Below are 17,569 nucleotides of genomic sequence, written 5' to 3' on the forward strand. Positions count from 1 at the left end.
TAAGAAACGGTGAACACATATGATAAAAATTTTAGATGGTAAAATAATTGCCCAGCAAATTAAAGCAAAAATTAAATCACAAGTAATAACTATTACTAATCGCAAACCTAAACTAGCAGTAATAATTATTGGTGAAGATTTAGCATCACAAATGTACGTACGAACTAAAATTAAAGCATGTCAAGAATGTGGTATTGATGGACAAGTATTTTCACTAACAACAACAGTAACACAAAAAGAAATAATTAATAAAATTGAACAATTAAATAGTGACAATAATATTGATGGAATTTTAGTACAATTACCACTACCAAAACATTTAGATACATTAGCAATTATTAATAGCATTACTATTAATAAAGATGTTGATGGTTTAACAAATATTAATGCCGGAAGATTATTACAAGGTGATAAAAAAGCAATGTTGCCTTGTACAGTAAAAGGTATTTTAAAATTACTAAATCACTATCAAATTCCCATTTCTAAACAAAATATTACTATCATTAACGATAGTAATATTGTTGGTAAACCATTGGCTTTATCATTAACTAATATGGGAGCAACTGTTAGCATTGTTCATAAATTAACCAAAGACTTAACTATTTATACTAAAGAAGCTGATATCATTTGTAGTGCTACTGGTGTCTATAATATTATTAATAGTAGTCAAGTTAAACGTGATGTTGTTATTATTGATGTAGCAATTAATTATCAAGGTAAAGAAAAAAAAGTTGTTGGTGATATTAATTTTGAAATAATGAAAAATACCGCTTCAGCAATTACTCCTGTGCCTGGTGGTGTTGGACCAATGACTATTGCCATGTTATTAGAAAATTTAATGATTTGCTATCAATTAAATAATAAATATAATTAAATTGGAAAATTAAATGTTAAAGAAAAATTGGATTAAAAAAAGATTAAATAATATTGAAAAAAATAATTTAGAATTATTAAAATTTAAGTTTTTAAAAGAAACTATTTCAACAAATAGTGTTTATTTTGATAGTCCTTTACATTTTTTAAAACCTGAAAATTATTCAGATTATCAAATACATAATGAAAATAATACTATTATTTTTAAAATAGAAGTTAATACACAAAAATTATATGATGATTGAATAAAAGGAATGAATAATTTTGCTTGAGATTATATTTTAAGTAAAAAATATATAAATATTAACACTGAATATAATTTAAAAACTAATGATTTTATTAATAAACTTAATCAAAACTTATTTCTTTTAAAAAATAATTTAATATCAAAAAATAATATTTATGTTGTAAGAGTTTGAACTTCAAAAATAGAAAAAAATAATTTCAATATTTCTTCCTTTGAAAAAGATTGAGAAGAATTTAGCGATGTTGGATATTGATGAACAGATAAAGACACTTTAAATAAAGAAGTTTCTTTAAATAAAAAATTACGTTTTACTTTTAGAAATTCATCAGACTCTTTAATAAAAGAACTATTATTTAAAGGAAACCATGAAATTACAATAAAATATGTTGAAACTGAAACTGAAATTACTACTAAAGGTTATGAATATAAAAATTCTAATGGAAATGTTTAGTAATCTGTGTAACTTACAAAAATAACTATGTTTAATTAATTCTAGTAAATATAATTAAATGACTAGAAAGAGTGAGTTACAGATGGCTAAAAAAGATAACTTTAATAATAATGATCCAATATCAAAAGCAGTAGATTTATTACTAGAAAATACTGAAGATTTAACAACAGTTTTTAAACCTGGCGGTTTATATAAAGAATTAACAAAAAGATTAGTTGAAAAAATGTTGAATTCTGAAATGCAAAATTATTTAGGATATGAAAAAAATCAACATAGTACTACTGAAAATGCTCGTAATGGTACAAGTTCAAAAAAATTAATAACTCAACAAGGTAAAATTGAAATTGATGTACCAAGAGATCGCAATAGTAATTTTACTCCTGTAATAGTTCCTAAAAGGCAAAGAAGATTTGATGGTTTTGATCAACAAGTTCTTTCCTTGTATGCAAAAGGAATGACATTATCTGACATTAGAATGCAGTTGCAAGAGTTATATCATGGTGCTGATATTAGTGAAAGTGTTATTAGTCAAATTACTGATGATGTTATTGATGATGTTAAAGCATGACAAAATCGACCATTAGAAAGTATTTATCCTATTGTTTATTTTGATTGTATAGTAGTTAAAGTACGACAAGATAAACGGATTATTAACAAATCAGTTTATATAGCATTAGGAGTTGATTTAGAAGGCAAAAAAGATGTTTTAGGATTATGAATTAGTGAAAATGAAGGTTCTAAGTTTTGATTATCTAATTTCACAGAAATGAAAAATCGTGGCTTAAATGATATTCTTATTGCTTGTAGTGATAATTTAACAGGCATGTCAGAAGCAATACAATCAGTTTATCCTAAAACAGAACATCAATTATGCATTGTTCATCAAATTAGAAATAGTTTAAAATATGTTTCATACAAACATCGAAAAGGTCTAGTTGCAGATTTAAAACCAATTTATAGTGCATGTAGTGAAGAACAAGCAATGCAAGCTTTAGAATCGTTTGAAAGTAAATGAAATAAACAATATCCTCAAATTACTAAATCTTGATATAAAAATTGAGATAATTTAATGGTTTTTATTAGTTATCCAGTAGAAATCAAAAGAGTGATTTATACTACAAATGCTATTGAATCTGTTAATAGTCAATTACGAAAAATCATCAGAAATAAAAAAAGTTTTTCCTAATGATATGGCAGTTTTCAAAATATTTTACTTGGCAATTGAAAATATAACAAAAAAATGAACATTGCCTATTCAAAATTGAAATACAGCAATTGCTCATTTTATGATAAAATTTGAAGACAGAATTAATCTAAATTAGTAACTTTGTAAAACAAAGATACACAGATTATTAAAAAGCCTCATTCTAATTGATGAAAAAGAGGAAATGTTTAGTAATCTGTGTAACTTACAAAAATAACTATGTTTAATTAATTCTAGTAAATATAATTAAATGACTAGAAAGAGTGAGTTACAGATGGCTAAAAAAGATAACTTTAATAATAATGATCCAATATCAAAAGCAGTAGATTTATTACTAGAAAATACTGAAGATTTAACAACAGTTTTTAAACCTGGCGGTTTATATAAAGAATTAACAAAAAGATTAGTTGAAAAAATGTTGAATTCTGAAATGCAAAATTATTTAGGATATGAAAAAAATCAACATAGTACTACTGAAAATGCTCGTAATGGTACAAGTTCAAAAAAATTAATAACTCAACAAGGTAAAATTGAAATTGATGTACCAAGAGATCGCAATAGTAATTTTACTCCTGTAATAGTTCCTAAAAGGCAAAGAAGATTTGATGGTTTTGATCAACAAGTTCTTTCCTTGTATGCAAAAGGAATGACATTATCTGACATTAGAATGCAGTTGCAAGAGTTATATCATGGTGCTGATATTAGTGAAAGTGTTATTAGTCAAATTACTGATGATGTTATTGATGATGTTAAAGCATGACAAAATCGACCATTAGAAAGTATTTATCCTATTGTTTATTTTGATTGTATAGTAGTTAAAGTACGACAAGATAAACGGATTATTAACAAATCAGTTTATATAGCATTAGGAGTTGATTTAGAAGGCAAAAAAGATGTTTTAGGATTATGAATTAGTGAAAATGAAGGTTCTAAGTTTTGATTATCTAATTTCACAGAAATGAAAAATCGTGGCTTAAATGATATTCTTATTGCTTGTAGTGATAATTTAACAGGCATGTCAGAAGCAATACAATCAGTTTATCCTAAAACAGTGGAATGGCAACCCTTTTTAGGACTATTTTTTGGTAGACATTTATTTTTGATAATTAACTGGAGTTAAGTAGTTTAAAGTGCTGTGAATTCTTATGTTGTTATATCAGTTGATGTAATCAAATAATTCTAATTTTAATTGGATTAATGATGTAAAATTTTTATCATTAATAAATTCAATTTTGAAAGTTTTAAAAGTTGCTTCAGCAACAGCGTTATCATAAGGACAACCTTTTTTGCTTAAAGAGCGATTAATATTGAATGCTAGTAAAAGTTTATCAATAATTTTATTATTAAATTCATTACCGCGATCACTATGAAATATTTGAATATCTTTTAAACAACGATTTGAGTGCATAAATGCTTGATGTACTAATGATGCATCTTTTTTAGTACCTACACTATGTCCAATAATTTCGCGGTTAAATAGGTCAATTAATAGGCAAATATAGTTTCATTTACCATTAACTTGAACATAAGTTAAATCACTAACAATAACTTCATTTTTAAGCCTATTATTAAAGTTTCTATTAACGATATTGGTTATTTGACTATCGTTGACTTTATTATGATGATTTTTGAATGATAATTTAGTGTATTTTGATATTAAATTATGTTTATTCATAATTTTTTTAATTTTTCGTCTTGATAAATAAATTCCTTTATTTTCTAGAACAACTTTTAATCTTCTTGTTCCATAAACTTCTTTATTTTCTTTAAAAGCACTAATAACAGCTTCATCATACATATTATTTTTAATTTTATCTTCTTTTTTATTTAAATTAAAATAATATGTTGATTTAGAAATTTTTAAAAAACGACACATTTTACGAATTTTATATTTAACTTTATTTTTAGCAATAATTTCTATTTTCTGCCTATTATTAGTGCTGCTTGCTTTAAAATGTCATTTTCCATTCGTAACTGTTTTAATTCTTTTCTTAATTTAATTAATTCATTTTCTTCAACAGAACGATTATCTTTAGTTTTAAAACTGCCTGAATTAGTAAATTGCTTAATTCAATTATAAGTAGCTGCTCTTGTAACATTGTACTCTTTAGCAAGACAAGACACTGACTTACCACTTTGATATAAAGCTACTATTTGTTTTTTAAATTCATCTGAATATGAGTTAATATTGGCCATAATTATAGTTCCTTTCTTTTCACTAATTTGTTCACTTGTCTACGTAATTAGTGTCCAATAAAGTGTAACCCATCCAGAACATCAATTATGCATTGTTCATCAAATTAGAAATAGTTTAAAATATGTTTCATACAAACATCGAAAAGGTCTAGTTGCAGATTTAAAACCAATTTATAGTGCATGTAGTGAAGAACAAGCAATGCAAGCTTTAGAATCGTTTGAAAGTAAATGAAATAAACAATATCCTCAAATTACTAAATCTTGATATAAAAATTGAGATAATTTAATGGTTTTTATTAGTTATCCAGTAGAAATCAAAAGAGTGATTTATACTACAAATGCTATTGAATCTGTTAATAGTCAATTACGAAAAATCATCAGAAATAAAAAAGTTTTTCCTAATGATATGGCAGTTTTCAAAATATTTTACTTGGCAATTGAAAATATAACAAAAAAATGAACATTGCCTATTCAAAATTGAAATACAGCAATTGCTCATTTTATGATAAAATTTGAAGACAGAATTAATCTAAATTAGTAACTTTGTAAAACAAAGATACACAGATTATTAAAAAGCCTCTATGGTTTTAATAACATAATTTTATTTTTCTTGTATTTAACTAAACTCAAATTTCCAATTCATATTTTTTTTATAATTTTTTAGGCAAATCAATTCTAAAAAAATTATCTAATTTTTCTCATGCAATATTACGTTGACTTTCTTCAGTATCTATTCACTGATCAAAGGCTTCGGCAAATAAATCAAAATGTGATTCTCGGCCATATTCACTTCTCACAATACCATATGCTAAAAGCTTTTGATAAATTGGATCGTTAATTTTTGTACCATTTGCTAATGATGAAATCATATAATTAGTTTCATCAGTTATTTCTCCTTTTTCTAGATTATCTTTTAATAAATAAGATGAATTAAAATAATTATTTCATCATTTACTAGGATCATTATCTGCAAGTGAATTTATTCTTTGTTTTCCTTGAAAATTTAAACGAATAAAAGAACCTAAAGCATGACCATATTCATGAACAATTGTTCTAATAATACTTTTTGAAGCTTTATAACCACTAACATATTGCCAATATTGAGTTCTTTTACTAAGAGAATTTGGATTTATTGCCATAACTTGAACTAATGAATAATTTTGAAATTGTGAATCATAAACATAACCAGATTTAACAAAGCCAAATAAACCATTTTTATTAATTTTAGCTACTCGATATAAAAGTTTAAGAACATTTTTTTTGCCATAAATTTGTGCAAATATATTATAAAATCGAACTAATTTATCTTTTATCTCTGCTTTTTCAGTAGCATTTATTGTAGATGAATTAATTAATGTATCCCAATTAACATTTGTATAAGTTTTGCCAAGATTAGTAGTATTAATTTGATTTTGTAAATCAGAAAAGTCTGTAAAATTACTCTTATTATTTGCTAACAAGTTAAATTCATTAATCGACTCTTTTTTTGCCTGATATTGAATTTTTTCTTCTAAATTAGTAACAAAGTTTAATTTTTTACTAGTTTTACTAAATCAATTTTGCGAATTTTTTAAATATCATTGTTTTAAACTAGCCACATCTTCGCCTTCAAAAAAATTTATGCGATCACTTACTACTTTATTAATTCTCTTATTGATATCAGGAACAATATAATTACCAGAAATATCTTGCTCATTTTCATCAGCAAAATCATAATCATTATTAGTACAACCTCACCTACAAGCAATAACATTTATTGTTGTTGCACTAACCAAAATATAATTTAAAAAAAATCTAATTATTTTTCTCATAACTTTATCTCCTGAATCTATATTTAAATAATTAGGGATTTATATTAATTTAATTATGTTATCATGAAATATTTAACTTATAATAAGGGACTTCTGTATAACTTTCTGATACTTTTGTTGAAAAAGCAAATATTTTTGATCCTGGTTTAGGAGTTATTTTTGCAGTTTTTAATTTTTTATTAAAACCCTCAATAAGAAATTCATTATATAAAATATCTTTATACTTATCAGCAAATTTTTTACCAAGTGTTTTTACTACAACATCATAAAATAATTTATTTTTATTATTTTCTGTATATAATCCTTCTAACTTAATATCAATTTCTTCATCATTTTTTGGTTGTTTACCTTGGTAGTTAATAAAAACTCGATTATTTTCTGTTGGTAATGGTAAAAAGTTTGCTTTAAATGATGAATAATTCATAATATTTTCAATTGCAAAACTAAATTCAATCTTTCCTTCATTATTAAAATTGGGAAAACTTAACTCATATATTTTTAATGCTGAACTAGTTAAAGCAAATGTAATCTCATTTTCATAAAATTTTATTAATTTATTACGATTTCCTAAATATTCCATAACTGTTGCAAATCTCCCAAATTGACTTGTTGGATGTAAGAATGTGCTTTTTTCATACATATCAGTATTAAAATAAATTTTTCCAAGATTTTGTTCATAAAAAATATCCGAAAATTCTACTGGCTTATTTAAAATATCTATTTTCCCTTGAAAGTGACTATTACTTTTTGCTATTAAAGAAATATTTTTATTATCTTGATTAATTAGTACATCTAAATCATTATTAGAAAACTTAGTACCATTCATAATATTAATTGCTTCTAAAATTAAATCTTTATCAACTATTCCGTTTTTTTCAAAACTTTTACTATAAGGCAATGCTTTTTTAGTTATTATTTGACTAATATCATTACTTAGTCAAAGCAAATTAACCTCTTTAACTAAAAAAGGTAAATCTGTTGTATCTGGCATATAACGAATAATAGCCTTTGTCATTCCATCTAACATATCAACATCAATATTATCAGTATTCATTTTTTCTTTTCTTAATTCACTTTTCAAACTAAATGAATTAGGAATTATAGTATAAGTTTCTTTAATACTATTATTTATTTTGCTTAGATTCGTACTTAATACATTTCCAAAAGTTCCTACAGTTGTTCCAAATGTTAAAAAACTTAATGTTGCTAATAATAACTTCATAAATTAAAACCCCTTTATATTGATAATGTAATTCTACATGATTTCTATGTTTACTTCTTTCTAATTATTTTTACCATTAATAGTATTCATTATTACAAATAATACTTAAGTTATTATTATATTTAATTTAAAAAAATGATTAATAAAGCATATACATTGCCGTAATCAAGAAAAAAATAAAAAAAACTTTATTAGTTATTGCAAATTATACTTTTCTTCAATATAATAATTAAGGTTTAGTAAATGCCCGGTTAGCTCAGCGGCAGAGCATTCGACTGTTAATCGAAGTGTCATAGGTTCAAATCCTATACTGGGCGCCATTATTCTAAACTCTTGTTTTCTACGGCTCGTTGGTGAATTGGTAAACACATAGGATTTTCATTCCTACATTACGGGTTCGATCCCCGTACGAGTCACCATTAATTAATATTTAGACTGCAAGTATTATAATTACTTGTTTTTTATTCCCCTAGATGTCTCGTTAGCTCAATTGGCAGAGCATCAGACTCTTAATCTGAGGGTTGTAGGTTCGAGGCCTATACGGGACACCAAAATGCGGAATTGGCGAAACTGGCAGACGCACCAGATTTAGGCTCTGGCGCCGAAAGGCATGAGGGTTCAAGTCCCTTGTTCCGCACCATACATTATTTTGTTAACCTTTATGTTTTTCATTAAAGGTTTTTTTTAACATTTTTATATAATAAAAAATTAAAATAAAATATTATATTTTAAACATAATATTTTATTTTAATTTAAGAAATTTTATTCTATGGAAATATATAGTATTTTATTATTTTATCTTTATAATATTAATAAAATAATAGAAAAAAAGAAAGCAGGAAATGATTGATGGTAAAAATAATTTTTACTGATGTAGATGGTACTTTATTTGATAGTGGCAGTGCCTTAAGTGAAATTAATCTTAATGCTTGTTTAAAAGCTCAAAAAAATAATATTAAAGTTGTAATTAATACAGGTAGATATGGTGAAAATGCTATTCGTGTTGGTAAAATGATTAATGCTGAAAAATATGATGGTTATATTATTGGTAATGATGGTGCTGAAATTTGATCATATACTAAACAAAAATGAATTTATTTACAACAATTAAATTCAGAAATAACAATTAAACTTTATGAATGATTAACCAAATATAATAAACAAATGATTTTACATTTTAATAGTATTGATACTTTGTATGTTAACCATGCGGCTAATAGTTGAAGTACATGAGTTGAAAATCTGCAAATTAAAATTATTAAGTTAACTAATAGTACTGATATTAAAATGCCAATCTCAAAAGTAATGGTTATTTTAGAAAAATATTGAAAGGCTAATGAAATTACAAAATTCATTAATAGTTTTGAAACTAACTTTCCAGATTTAACAATTGTTCAATATCATACAAATGTTTTTTCAATTGGTAATAAAAACATTAATAAAGGTTCGGCACTACAATGATTATGTAATCATTTAAATATTGACACTAAAGATGCATTAACGATTGGTGATGAATTTAATGATTTACCAATGTTTGAAGTATCTGGTCATCCAATAGTAATGGAAAATGCTAATATTGCTTTAAAACCATATGGTAAAACTATTGCTCCAAATAATGATGAGCATGGAGTTGGATACATTATTAATAATTATGTTTTTAAAAAATAAAAACTTAATATTTTTAAAAATATACTCTTATAGTTTATTAACACACTAATAATTAAAATATATTATAATAATAATATAAGAAAAGTGAAAGGAGAAGGAAAATATGGCAGCAAAAAAACCTACTGTTTTTAATATTTTTATGAAAACTACATTGCCAAAGGTTAAAGCAGAACACCCAGAATTAAAACACACTGAGGCTTTTGGAAAAGCAGCAGCATTATGAGCTAATGCTGAAGAAAATCCCAAAAACAAATAGATAGACAGATAATTGCTTAAAAGAGTCAGATTTAAAATCTGACTCTTTTAAATATAAAAAAATATTGAAATTTTAAAAAAAAACTAAAATTGCTATACAAATCAACAATGATAAAGTATAATCAAAATACTTACCTAGTAGGGTTATAGAGAAAGGTAAGTTTTATATTTTTGATAAACTTCATTTATTTTGACTTGTAGATGGTTTATCAATATCTTCTAAATTAATTGTTTCTCAATCATTATTTTCTCTTTCTTTTACTAATAGAGAAAGTTTGTTCTTATAATCATCAATTATCAGTTGATTAATTCTAATCAACTTTTCATCAGGCTTTGGTTCAACATTATTTTTTTTCTTCTATAATACCTATCATTTTTTGTAAAATAGATATCTTTTGATCAAGCTCTGCTTTTTTTTCTTCATTTTGTCTAGGCATTTAAATTCCCCCTTTTAAAAAATTAAAGTACTTTTTTATTTATTATTAATTTATATATTATCTAATATTTATATTTTCTTCATTTAAAAATTAATGAATTTCCAACAACAGTTATATCAGAAAGAGCCATTGCAATTGCAGCCAACGGTGGAATAATAAATCCGGCAGCAGCTAATGGAATAATGATAATATTATAACTAAATGCTCAAATAAAATTCATTCAAATATTATTTTTAGTTTTTTTAGTTAAAACAATTGCCTTATAAACAATACTAATATCATTATCAAGAATAGTAATATCACCAATTTTTTTAGCAATATCACTACCAGAGCCCATTGCAATTGCTAAATCAGATTGTTCTAAGGCAATAACATCATTAATACCATCACCAACAAACGCTACTTTTTTACCTTTTGCTTGTAAATCAGCAACAATTTGTGATTTACCTTGTGGTGTAACATTAGCAAAGGATGTTTCTATCCCAACACGATTAGCAATAGCAAGTGTTTGTGATTCATTATCACCACTAATTAAAATAACCTCAATTCCTTGTTTTTTAACTTTTTCAATTGTTAATAATGCATTTGTTTGTAATTCATCTTCTAAAATAAAAATATTAGTAACAACTTTATTAATTGCCAATGCCAATACTTTCTGGCTAGGAGTAACTGTTTCAAAGTCAAATGTTTTTAGAAATGGACTAAATGGCATTTTTGCTTTTTGTAAATTTTCAAGTGATGAAATTTGTAATTCTTCAGTTTGATATTTTGCTTTAATACCAAAACCAATTTGTTCTTTAACCTCGGTAATTGTCAATGATTGTCCAACATTATTAGTATTAGAATATAAAGAAAAAGCTAAAGCCAAAGGATGTGTTGAATGCTTTTCCATAGCAATTGCCTTATTAACATGTTTTTCTTGACCATAAATTTTAGTAATAACCAAATTACCAGTAGTTAATGTTCCTGTTTTATCAAAACAAATGGTATCAATCTTAGTAATTTTTTCAAAAGCACTAGCCTTATTATAAATGATTCCTATTTTTGCTGCTTTATTAATTCCAACAGCAACTGCTAATGGTGTTGCAATTCCTAATGCACAAGGACAAGCAATTATTAAAGTTGCAATTGCAATTTCTAATGATTCTTGCACACCATTACCTACTGCAAAATAACGAATAAGAAAAACTAAAATGGCAATTAAAATAACAGTTGGTGTAAATCACCCAGAGATTTTATCAGCCAATTTTTGTAATTTTGGTTTCTTAGATTGTGCATCTTCAACTGCCTTAATAATACTTGCTAATACTGTGTCTTTACCAATTTTAGTTGCTTTCATCCTAAAACTATCACCAACATTATTAGTTCCACCAATTAAATTTTGGTTAACTTGTTTCGTAATAACTTGCAATTCACCAGTTAACATTGATTCATTAATAAATGCTTCTTCACTAATTAATTGACCATCAGTAGGAATATTTTCACCTTTTCGAATAATTAAAATATCATTTAATTGTACATCTTCAATATTAATAAAAGTTTCTGTTTTGGTATTATAATCATATTTTAAGATTGATTTTGGCTTTAATGACATTAAACTTTCTAAGCCACTAGTAGCCCTTTTCTGTGCAACAGCACTAATTAAATCACCAAGTAAAACAATCATAATAATTGAAGCACTAACTTCAAAATATAAGTGTTCGGTTTTATTAATTATCATTAAATAAATAGAAAAAATAAATGCCGTTGTTGTTCCTAGTGCTACTAAAGTATGCATACCAGGTCATTTTTGTTTAATTAATTCTCGATAAATACCAATATAAAATTTACGACCAAAATAAAATTGAATTGGAATTGCTAGTGCAAATTGAACATAAGGATTACGTAAACTATCAAAAAATGAAGTATTAGGTATCATAATTAATAATAATGGTAGTAACAATATTCAACCAATAATAAGTTCAATTAAATCACGTAATTTAACATTATGTTGATGATTATGATGTTGTTCTGACATATGAGATTGATGTTGTTCACTACTATGACTATGACTACTATGATCATCTGTAATATCTTTCATATCAACTTGGTGACTCGTTTTTATATCTTTAATCTCAGTTTCAAACTTACAAATTTCATATCCTAAATGATGCATTGCTTTTTTAATTTTTTTTTCATTTCAAAACTTAGGATCATAACTAAATTGTGCTTTTTTAGTAGCAAAATTGATACTAACAGTAATACCATCTTCTTTAGTAAAATGTCTTTCGATAACACTAGCACAAGAGGTACATGAAACATCTGACAGTACTGCTCTACTAATAACAAAATTATCATTTATATCACTTGTATTATTCATATTAACTTCATCTCCTCAAATTTTAATATTTTAATCTTTTTTATTATTTTTTAACACACAATATATACAAAAATAAATTATACACATTTTAATGTTAAAAAATAATAAAAACACTAAATACCCAATCATGTTATTGGGGATTTATTACCTTAAAAAGTAATATATTTATATTATAACATAGACTACCTTAAATCTAAAATTTCATTATAAACTGGCCATTTTCTTTGATTCTATTTTTACTTCAATTTGTGAATCTATATTATTTATAGCGGTTTTTTTATCTGCAAACTTATCATTGTCAACTTCAATTTGTCTTCTTTGTTTTTCATCAAATTTTTTTGCTGCATCTATGCCAAAAATAATAGCACCACCAACAGCAGCACTAGTAGCAGCAGTTATAATATCAGTTTCTAATTGTTCTTCAGAACGGTTACTAACAGCACTGACACCACCCGCAACAGTAGCAGCAACTAAACCGCTCATTTGAGCAATAGGATTAATATACAAAGCACCAACAGCAGCACCAGTAGCAACATCTTTAGTCACTTTTATAATTTTTGCGGTTGTTCGATGTTTTGTTTTAAATTCTTTTCATTTTGTAGGTTTTTGTTCTACATTTTCTTCTGATTTTGCTTCAAGATTTTGTAAAATTTCATTTTTTATAGGCATTTCTTTTAATCTTCCTTTCAAATAAAAACTCATTTATTTTTATCAAAATAATGAGTTAAAAACTTATATTAAGTTTAATTATTATTATATTTCTATTGGGAGATTGTCAAAAATCCGGAATAAATTAATTCATATAGTCTTATTATATTTCAGACAAGAAATAATTTGGATTTTTATGAAATTGTATTTAAATAATATAATTTTTTTAACTTAAATGCAACTAAAATACTTATTTTTAAAAATTACTAAAAAATTAAAAAATAAATTTAATATTTATACACAACAAAAATTCTTATTAAAACACATTTAATAAATTTTATTTTATTTTGATTTTTTAAAAAAAAAATTCAATTTTAATCTATAATAATTGTATTTCTGTATTTATCTTATTACATTTAAAAATAACCATTTTAATATAAATTAAAATATTATATGTTCTATTACCAAGCATTTCTTTTAAAACATGTCAAATATTTGTTTCAGTATAACAACCAATATTTCACTTTGCACTTTGATTTTCAATACCTTGTTTATTATTTTTAAAATATTTTTTCTTTAATTTTTTATGATTATCTAATTCTTTATATAAATATTCAATTAATTTTTCATATTGACCATTATTAATTAAATTTTTGCAATAATTATATTCTTTTAAATATTTTCCTTTATTTCCAGCCATTATACCAAGATATAATGTTCTAATTAAATGGAATTTATCTAAAACAAACTGTGTACTTAAATAATCAGGAACTTCTTTAATTCATCCTGCACTATCACCACAAATAATAATTTTTGCTTGTTCAATGTTTTCGTAAAATTTTTGACAATGTTCTTTAACAAATTCAGCAGTTTTTTTAACTCCAATTTTTGTTTTTGTTGGTCTAATAATTGCTTTTACTCTTTTATTTTGTACTTTGTGATTAATATTATCTGTATATGTTACTATTAATCGCATAGAATGTTTTGTACCTTTACGTTTAAAATTTCAAAATTTTCGATGACCATCATCAATATTTACATATAAATTTTGATTTGGTTGCAATGGTATTTTGGGAATATTTGCTTTTGGTAATTCAAATTTTTGATATATTCTACAAACTGTACTATTACTTATTAAATCTTCAATAAAAGTATCACAAACATCACGATACTTTTTATCATCAGCAAAATATTTTAAAATTTGTTTAATAACATTAGGTGCAAGTTTACTATTTTTTTTAACACCAAGATAATTATCTAGCAATGAAACATATTCATTTTTTTGTGTTTTTGGGTTATAATATGTACAAATACGTCGTTTATAAGTTAATAAACCTTTTTTTTCTTTTAATTTTCGTTGTCTAAATCTATATGATTTATATTTAGATTTATCACATTCATTTCATAATTGCTCATCTATTTTGGTAAATAATTCTTCTGTTTGTTTTAAACTCAATTCATCTTGATTAAAATCATGTTTGTCTCAATCAAAATGATTAGGAAATGGTAATGTTAACATTTTTAATGTTCCTTTCAAAATTTTGTTTGTTAATAATTTAAGTTTAAGTTTTTTAAAAAATAAGGAGTAAATATGGCTTTTATTAGTAGTTATGCACAATTAAATAAAAAATATAATCTTAATTTTACTGATAATAATTATGGTTTTAGTTGAGATATTTTCAAAGAATTTGTTGGTGATGAATGAGCAGAATTTTTTACAACTAATTGTTTTTATCGTTTTGTTCCAACTGCACGTGGAACAAGAAAAACTTGAAATTGTTTAGCATTTGATTTATTTATATGTTGTAATTTTAGTGATAGTAGTGTTCAAGAAGTAAGACGTTATGAAAATACTCATAGTGAAACTACAATTGGTGCATTAATGAATTTTTGTCAAGTTTTATTAGATAAATATGATATTAATTTACTACCTAATAACCCACATGGTATTAAATGAAAAATAACTAAGGATGGTGGTTGTATCATTTTTCCTAATAATCAACAAATTGATTTTATTGGTTATGCTAATGGTAATAAAATTTTTGGAAAAGAAGCGGGTGGGTCAAGTTTTTTAGGTTCAAGAACAGATGAAATAATAATGGCTGAAGAAAAAGAAACTTTAACAGAAAAGCAACTAACATATCGATATGAAAGATTACAAAACTCTATGTTTAGAAGCAACAGAATTAAAGTGTCAAATGAACCTATTAAAGAGTGAAGTTGAACTTTTATTGATAAAAATATATATAGTAGTACATTTGGACAAAAGATTACTCGCTATTTTTATAAAAGTTTCTTTATTACTTTTACATGTAATCCTTATGATAAATATCATCCATTTTATTTAAAATACTGTACGCCGTTTTTACCATTAAATGATAAAGTGATGAATAATCTTAAAAAAGTTGGTAAACTTTACTATGAAAATCAAGACATATTTAGTGGTTTAGGTTTATTTGTTTTAAGATTTACTATTCAACCATTTTGAAATAAATTACCTGACATTCAAAAAAGAACATTATTAGAAATGAAAAAAAGTAATCCTGATGAATTTAATACTGTTTATTATGGTTTTGAATTTTTAGATAGTGATGCAACAATTTTTCCATTTCAAAAAACAGTAAAATATTGACAATCATATAATTTAAAACAATTTTATAATCAAGAAAAAGATATGTATAAATTTGATTTTTATAGTGTTGGTATTGATTGAGCTACGGGACCAAAAGACCATACTGTATTTATGGTAGTTGGTTTTAAAGAATATAATAATACTGGTTATTATGACCCGTATGTTATTTGTGAATTAGTAGTTACTCCAAACGATTTTATTAATGAAAACGAAAAAATTAATGCTTATGTTAATGAAATTTTAGGATTAATGGATAATTTTGAAAATTTTGACCAAGCAATTTATTTTTATGATGATAAAGCAAGAACAGCAATTGATTGATTAAATCAAAAATTAATTGATGAACATAATACTATTTTAATAACACAAACTGCTATTAAACATGGTTCAAATTTAAATCAAGAAGCAGGATTAACTAATAGAGTAGTTTGAATGAGAAATATTATGAGTTATGGAAATTTTTATGCAAATAAAGATGATTTACCAAAAACTACTCAATGTTTAGAAGAATTACGTTATGACCAAACCAAAACTAACATTCCTGACAAAAATATGTACCAAGACCCTTACGATGCTTTATTTTATTCACTATATCCATATAAAAATGTAATTAGGGGTAAAAATAATGCTACTGTGAAAAAAAGTATCTTCACATTTGCCATATAATAAACAAGTGCAATACAATTAATAGTATAGGTATCACAAAATAAACGCCTTTAATTTAGGCGTTATTTTTTATTTAAAGCATACTTGTAAAAATATCAAAAAATAAGTACAATTAAGCAATAAAATACTAGAAAATAAGGAGTATTTAAATATGAATCAATTTGAAAAACATAAAATAGAACAATCTATTAAAGATTTTAAGAAAAATATAGAAAATGTTTACACAGAAATATCTTTTTTAGAAAAGAAAAAAATTGAAAAATTTAATAATATATCTTTTAAAAATACAACTTTTGATTTTATTGATTGAAATAAAAAAATAGATTCTAAAATAAAATACCACGAATCTGTAATAGATTATTTTAATGAAAAAATATATCAAAATAATGAATTATTATTAATATTAAATACTAAAAAAGAACCAATTTTTTCAAAAAAAGTAATAAATAGTTTTGATAATAAAATAGAAAAATCTAAACCAATTAATATTACAAAAGGTAAAAAAATAAAACCATAAATATTCTTGTAGAAAGGAAAATAAAATGAAAACATGAATAAAAATAAATTTAAGTAAAATAACATTAGCATTAGCATTAACTGGTGCGGTGACAGGAACAATAGGATTAATCATGGGGGGGTGCTTACCCATAATATGGAAAATTCCTACTTAAAACCAAATGGAGAAAGAGTATATGGAACAACAACTATTTGATGAAATAAATGAAGTAGTCCAAATAAAACAAATTTATATTTTGCTAAAGTTAAACATCATGATGAAGATATAAAATGAGATGGTAATTATACAAATAATTAGGAAATGTTTAGTAATCTGTGTAACTTACAAAAATAACTATGTTTAATTAATTCTAGTAAATATAATTAAATGACTAGAAAGAGTGA

15 protein-coding genes, 4 tRNA genes and 3 pseudogenes are annotated in these 17,569 nt (G+C 24.4%); 15 read left to right on the forward strand and 7 right to left on the reverse strand.

Annotation, left to right across the window (positions count from 1 at the left end; translation table 4 throughout):
* Positions 1 to 19 precede the first annotated feature (19 nt).
* The 4 genes and pseudogenes from AACK89_RS03245 to AACK89_RS03260 form a co-directional block, all read left to right on the forward strand.
* Entirely contained in the window at positions 20 to 874 is an 855-nt protein-coding gene (locus AACK89_RS03245; RefSeq protein WP_338975032.1) for a bifunctional 5,10-methylenetetrahydrofolate dehydrogenase/5,10-methenyltetrahydrofolate cyclohydrolase, read from the forward strand.
* Positions 875 to 887: 13 nt separating this feature from the next.
* Positions 888 to 1,571 (forward strand): hypothetical protein, encoded by a 684-nt coding sequence (locus tag AACK89_RS03250; protein WP_338979157.1) that lies wholly within the window; start codon positions 888 to 890, stop codon positions 1,569 to 1,571.
* Positions 1,572 to 1,653: 82 nt separating this feature from the next.
* Positions 1,654 to 2,893, forward strand: a pseudogene (locus tag AACK89_RS03255) (IS256 family transposase).
* 156 nt (positions 2,894 to 3,049) lie between these two features.
* Positions 3,050 to 3,826: pseudogene (locus AACK89_RS03260) on the forward strand (IS256 family transposase); the annotation flags it as partial.
* 42 nt (positions 3,827 to 3,868) lie between these two features.
* On the opposite strand, the gene AACK89_RS03265 reads toward AACK89_RS03260, so the two are convergent.
* Positions 3,869 to 4,971 (reverse strand): IS3 family transposase gene (locus tag AACK89_RS03265; protein WP_338979159.1). Its coding sequence is split into 2 segments (ribosomal slippage): positions 3,869 to 4,728 and positions 4,728 to 4,971, totalling 1,104 coding nucleotides; the frame shifts between segments, so codons are not numbered across the junction.
* A gap of 76 nt (positions 4,972 to 5,047) precedes the next feature.
* Between AACK89_RS03265 and AACK89_RS03270 the strand changes: the two are divergent.
* A pseudogene (locus AACK89_RS03270) lies at positions 5,048 to 5,509 on the forward strand (transposase); the annotation flags it as partial.
* Positions 5,510 to 5,621: 112 nt separating this feature from the next.
* Here AACK89_RS03270 and AACK89_RS03275 read toward each other — a convergent pair.
* Entirely contained in the window at positions 5,622 to 6,782 is a 1,161-nt protein-coding gene (locus AACK89_RS03275) for a hypothetical protein (RefSeq protein ID WP_281748074.1), read from the reverse strand.
* 58 nt (positions 6,783 to 6,840) lie between these two features.
* A complete protein-coding gene (locus tag AACK89_RS03280) occupies positions 6,841 to 8,004 on the reverse strand; it encodes a hypothetical protein (RefSeq protein ID WP_338979160.1) in 1,164 nt (387 codons plus the stop codon).
* A gap of 245 nt (positions 8,005 to 8,249) precedes the next feature.
* On the opposite strand from AACK89_RS03280, the gene AACK89_RS03285 reads away from it, so the two are divergent.
* The 6 genes from AACK89_RS03285 to AACK89_RS03310 all read left to right on the forward strand — a co-directional run bounded on the left by AACK89_RS03285 (position 8,250) and on the right by AACK89_RS03310 (position 9,928).
* Positions 8,250 to 8,324, forward strand: a tRNA-Asn gene (locus AACK89_RS03285).
* Positions 8,325 to 8,348: 24 nt separating this feature from the next.
* Positions 8,349 to 8,423: transfer RNA gene (locus tag AACK89_RS03290), tRNA-Glu, on the forward strand.
* 56 nt (positions 8,424 to 8,479) lie between these two features.
* A tRNA-Lys gene (locus AACK89_RS03295) sits at positions 8,480 to 8,555 on the forward strand.
* 4 nt (positions 8,556 to 8,559) lie between these two features.
* Positions 8,560 to 8,644 (forward strand) — tRNA-Leu (locus tag AACK89_RS03300).
* 209 nt (positions 8,645 to 8,853) lie between these two features.
* Positions 8,854 to 9,672 (forward strand): Cof-type HAD-IIB family hydrolase, encoded by an 819-nt coding sequence (locus tag AACK89_RS03305; RefSeq protein WP_338975333.1) that lies wholly within the window; start codon positions 8,854 to 8,856, stop codon positions 9,670 to 9,672.
* Between the two features lie 103 nt (positions 9,673 to 9,775).
* Entirely contained in the window at positions 9,776 to 9,928 is a 153-nt protein-coding gene (locus tag AACK89_RS03310) for a hypothetical protein (protein WP_281749279.1), read from the forward strand.
* Positions 9,929 to 10,090: 162 nt separating this feature from the next.
* Here AACK89_RS03310 and AACK89_RS03315 read toward each other — a convergent pair whose 3' ends face one another.
* The 4 genes from AACK89_RS03315 to AACK89_RS03330 form a co-directional block, all read right to left on the reverse strand.
* Complete coding sequence (locus AACK89_RS03315) at positions 10,091 to 10,246, reverse strand: hypothetical protein (RefSeq protein WP_174480153.1); 156 nt, start codon at positions 10,244 to 10,246, stop codon at positions 10,091 to 10,093.
* Positions 10,247 to 10,425: 179 nt separating this feature from the next.
* A complete protein-coding gene (locus tag AACK89_RS03320) occupies positions 10,426 to 12,723 on the reverse strand; it encodes a cation-translocating P-type ATPase (RefSeq protein ID WP_338979161.1) in 2,298 nt (765 codons plus the stop codon).
* Between the two features lie 204 nt (positions 12,724 to 12,927).
* Positions 12,928 to 13,392, reverse strand: a complete 465-nt coding sequence (locus AACK89_RS03325) for a hypothetical protein (RefSeq protein WP_338979163.1) — start codon at positions 13,390 to 13,392, stop codon at positions 12,928 to 12,930.
* A gap of 358 nt (positions 13,393 to 13,750) precedes the next feature.
* Positions 13,751 to 14,890, reverse strand: coding sequence for an Mbov_0401 family ICE element transposase-like protein (locus tag AACK89_RS03330; protein ID WP_338979164.1), 1,140 nt, complete (start codon positions 14,888 to 14,890; stop codon positions 13,751 to 13,753).
* Between the two features lie 72 nt (positions 14,891 to 14,962).
* Here AACK89_RS03330 and AACK89_RS03335 point away from each other — a divergent pair, with 72 nt between their 5' ends.
* From AACK89_RS03335 to AACK89_RS03350, 4 genes are all read left to right on the forward strand, one after another.
* Positions 14,963 to 16,669, forward strand: coding sequence for a hypothetical protein (locus AACK89_RS03335; RefSeq protein WP_338979165.1), 1,707 nt, complete (start codon positions 14,963 to 14,965; stop codon positions 16,667 to 16,669).
* A 151-nt stretch (positions 16,670 to 16,820) separates the two neighbouring features.
* Positions 16,821 to 17,186, forward strand: a complete 366-nt coding sequence (locus AACK89_RS03340; protein WP_338979166.1) for a hypothetical protein — start codon at positions 16,821 to 16,823, stop codon at positions 17,184 to 17,186.
* A gap of 25 nt (positions 17,187 to 17,211) precedes the next feature.
* On the forward strand, positions 17,212 to 17,340 hold the full coding sequence (locus AACK89_RS03345) for a hypothetical protein (RefSeq protein ID WP_338979167.1): 129 nt from the start codon (positions 17,212 to 17,214) through the stop codon (positions 17,338 to 17,340).
* Positions 17,322 to 17,483 carry a hypothetical protein gene (locus tag AACK89_RS03350; protein ID WP_338979169.1) on the forward strand — a complete coding sequence of 54 codons (162 nt, stop codon included), beginning with the start codon at positions 17,322 to 17,324 and terminating at the stop codon, positions 17,481 to 17,483. The genes AACK89_RS03345 and AACK89_RS03350 overlap by 19 nt, the downstream gene beginning before the upstream one ends.
* Positions 17,484 to 17,569 lie beyond the last annotated feature (86 nt).

Origin of the sequence: Spiroplasma endosymbiont of Panzeria rudis, from assembly GCF_964019705.1 — a bacterium.
GTDB lineage: Bacteria > Bacillota_I > Bacilli_A > Mycoplasmatales > VBWQ01 > Spiroplasma_E > Spiroplasma_E ixodetis_A.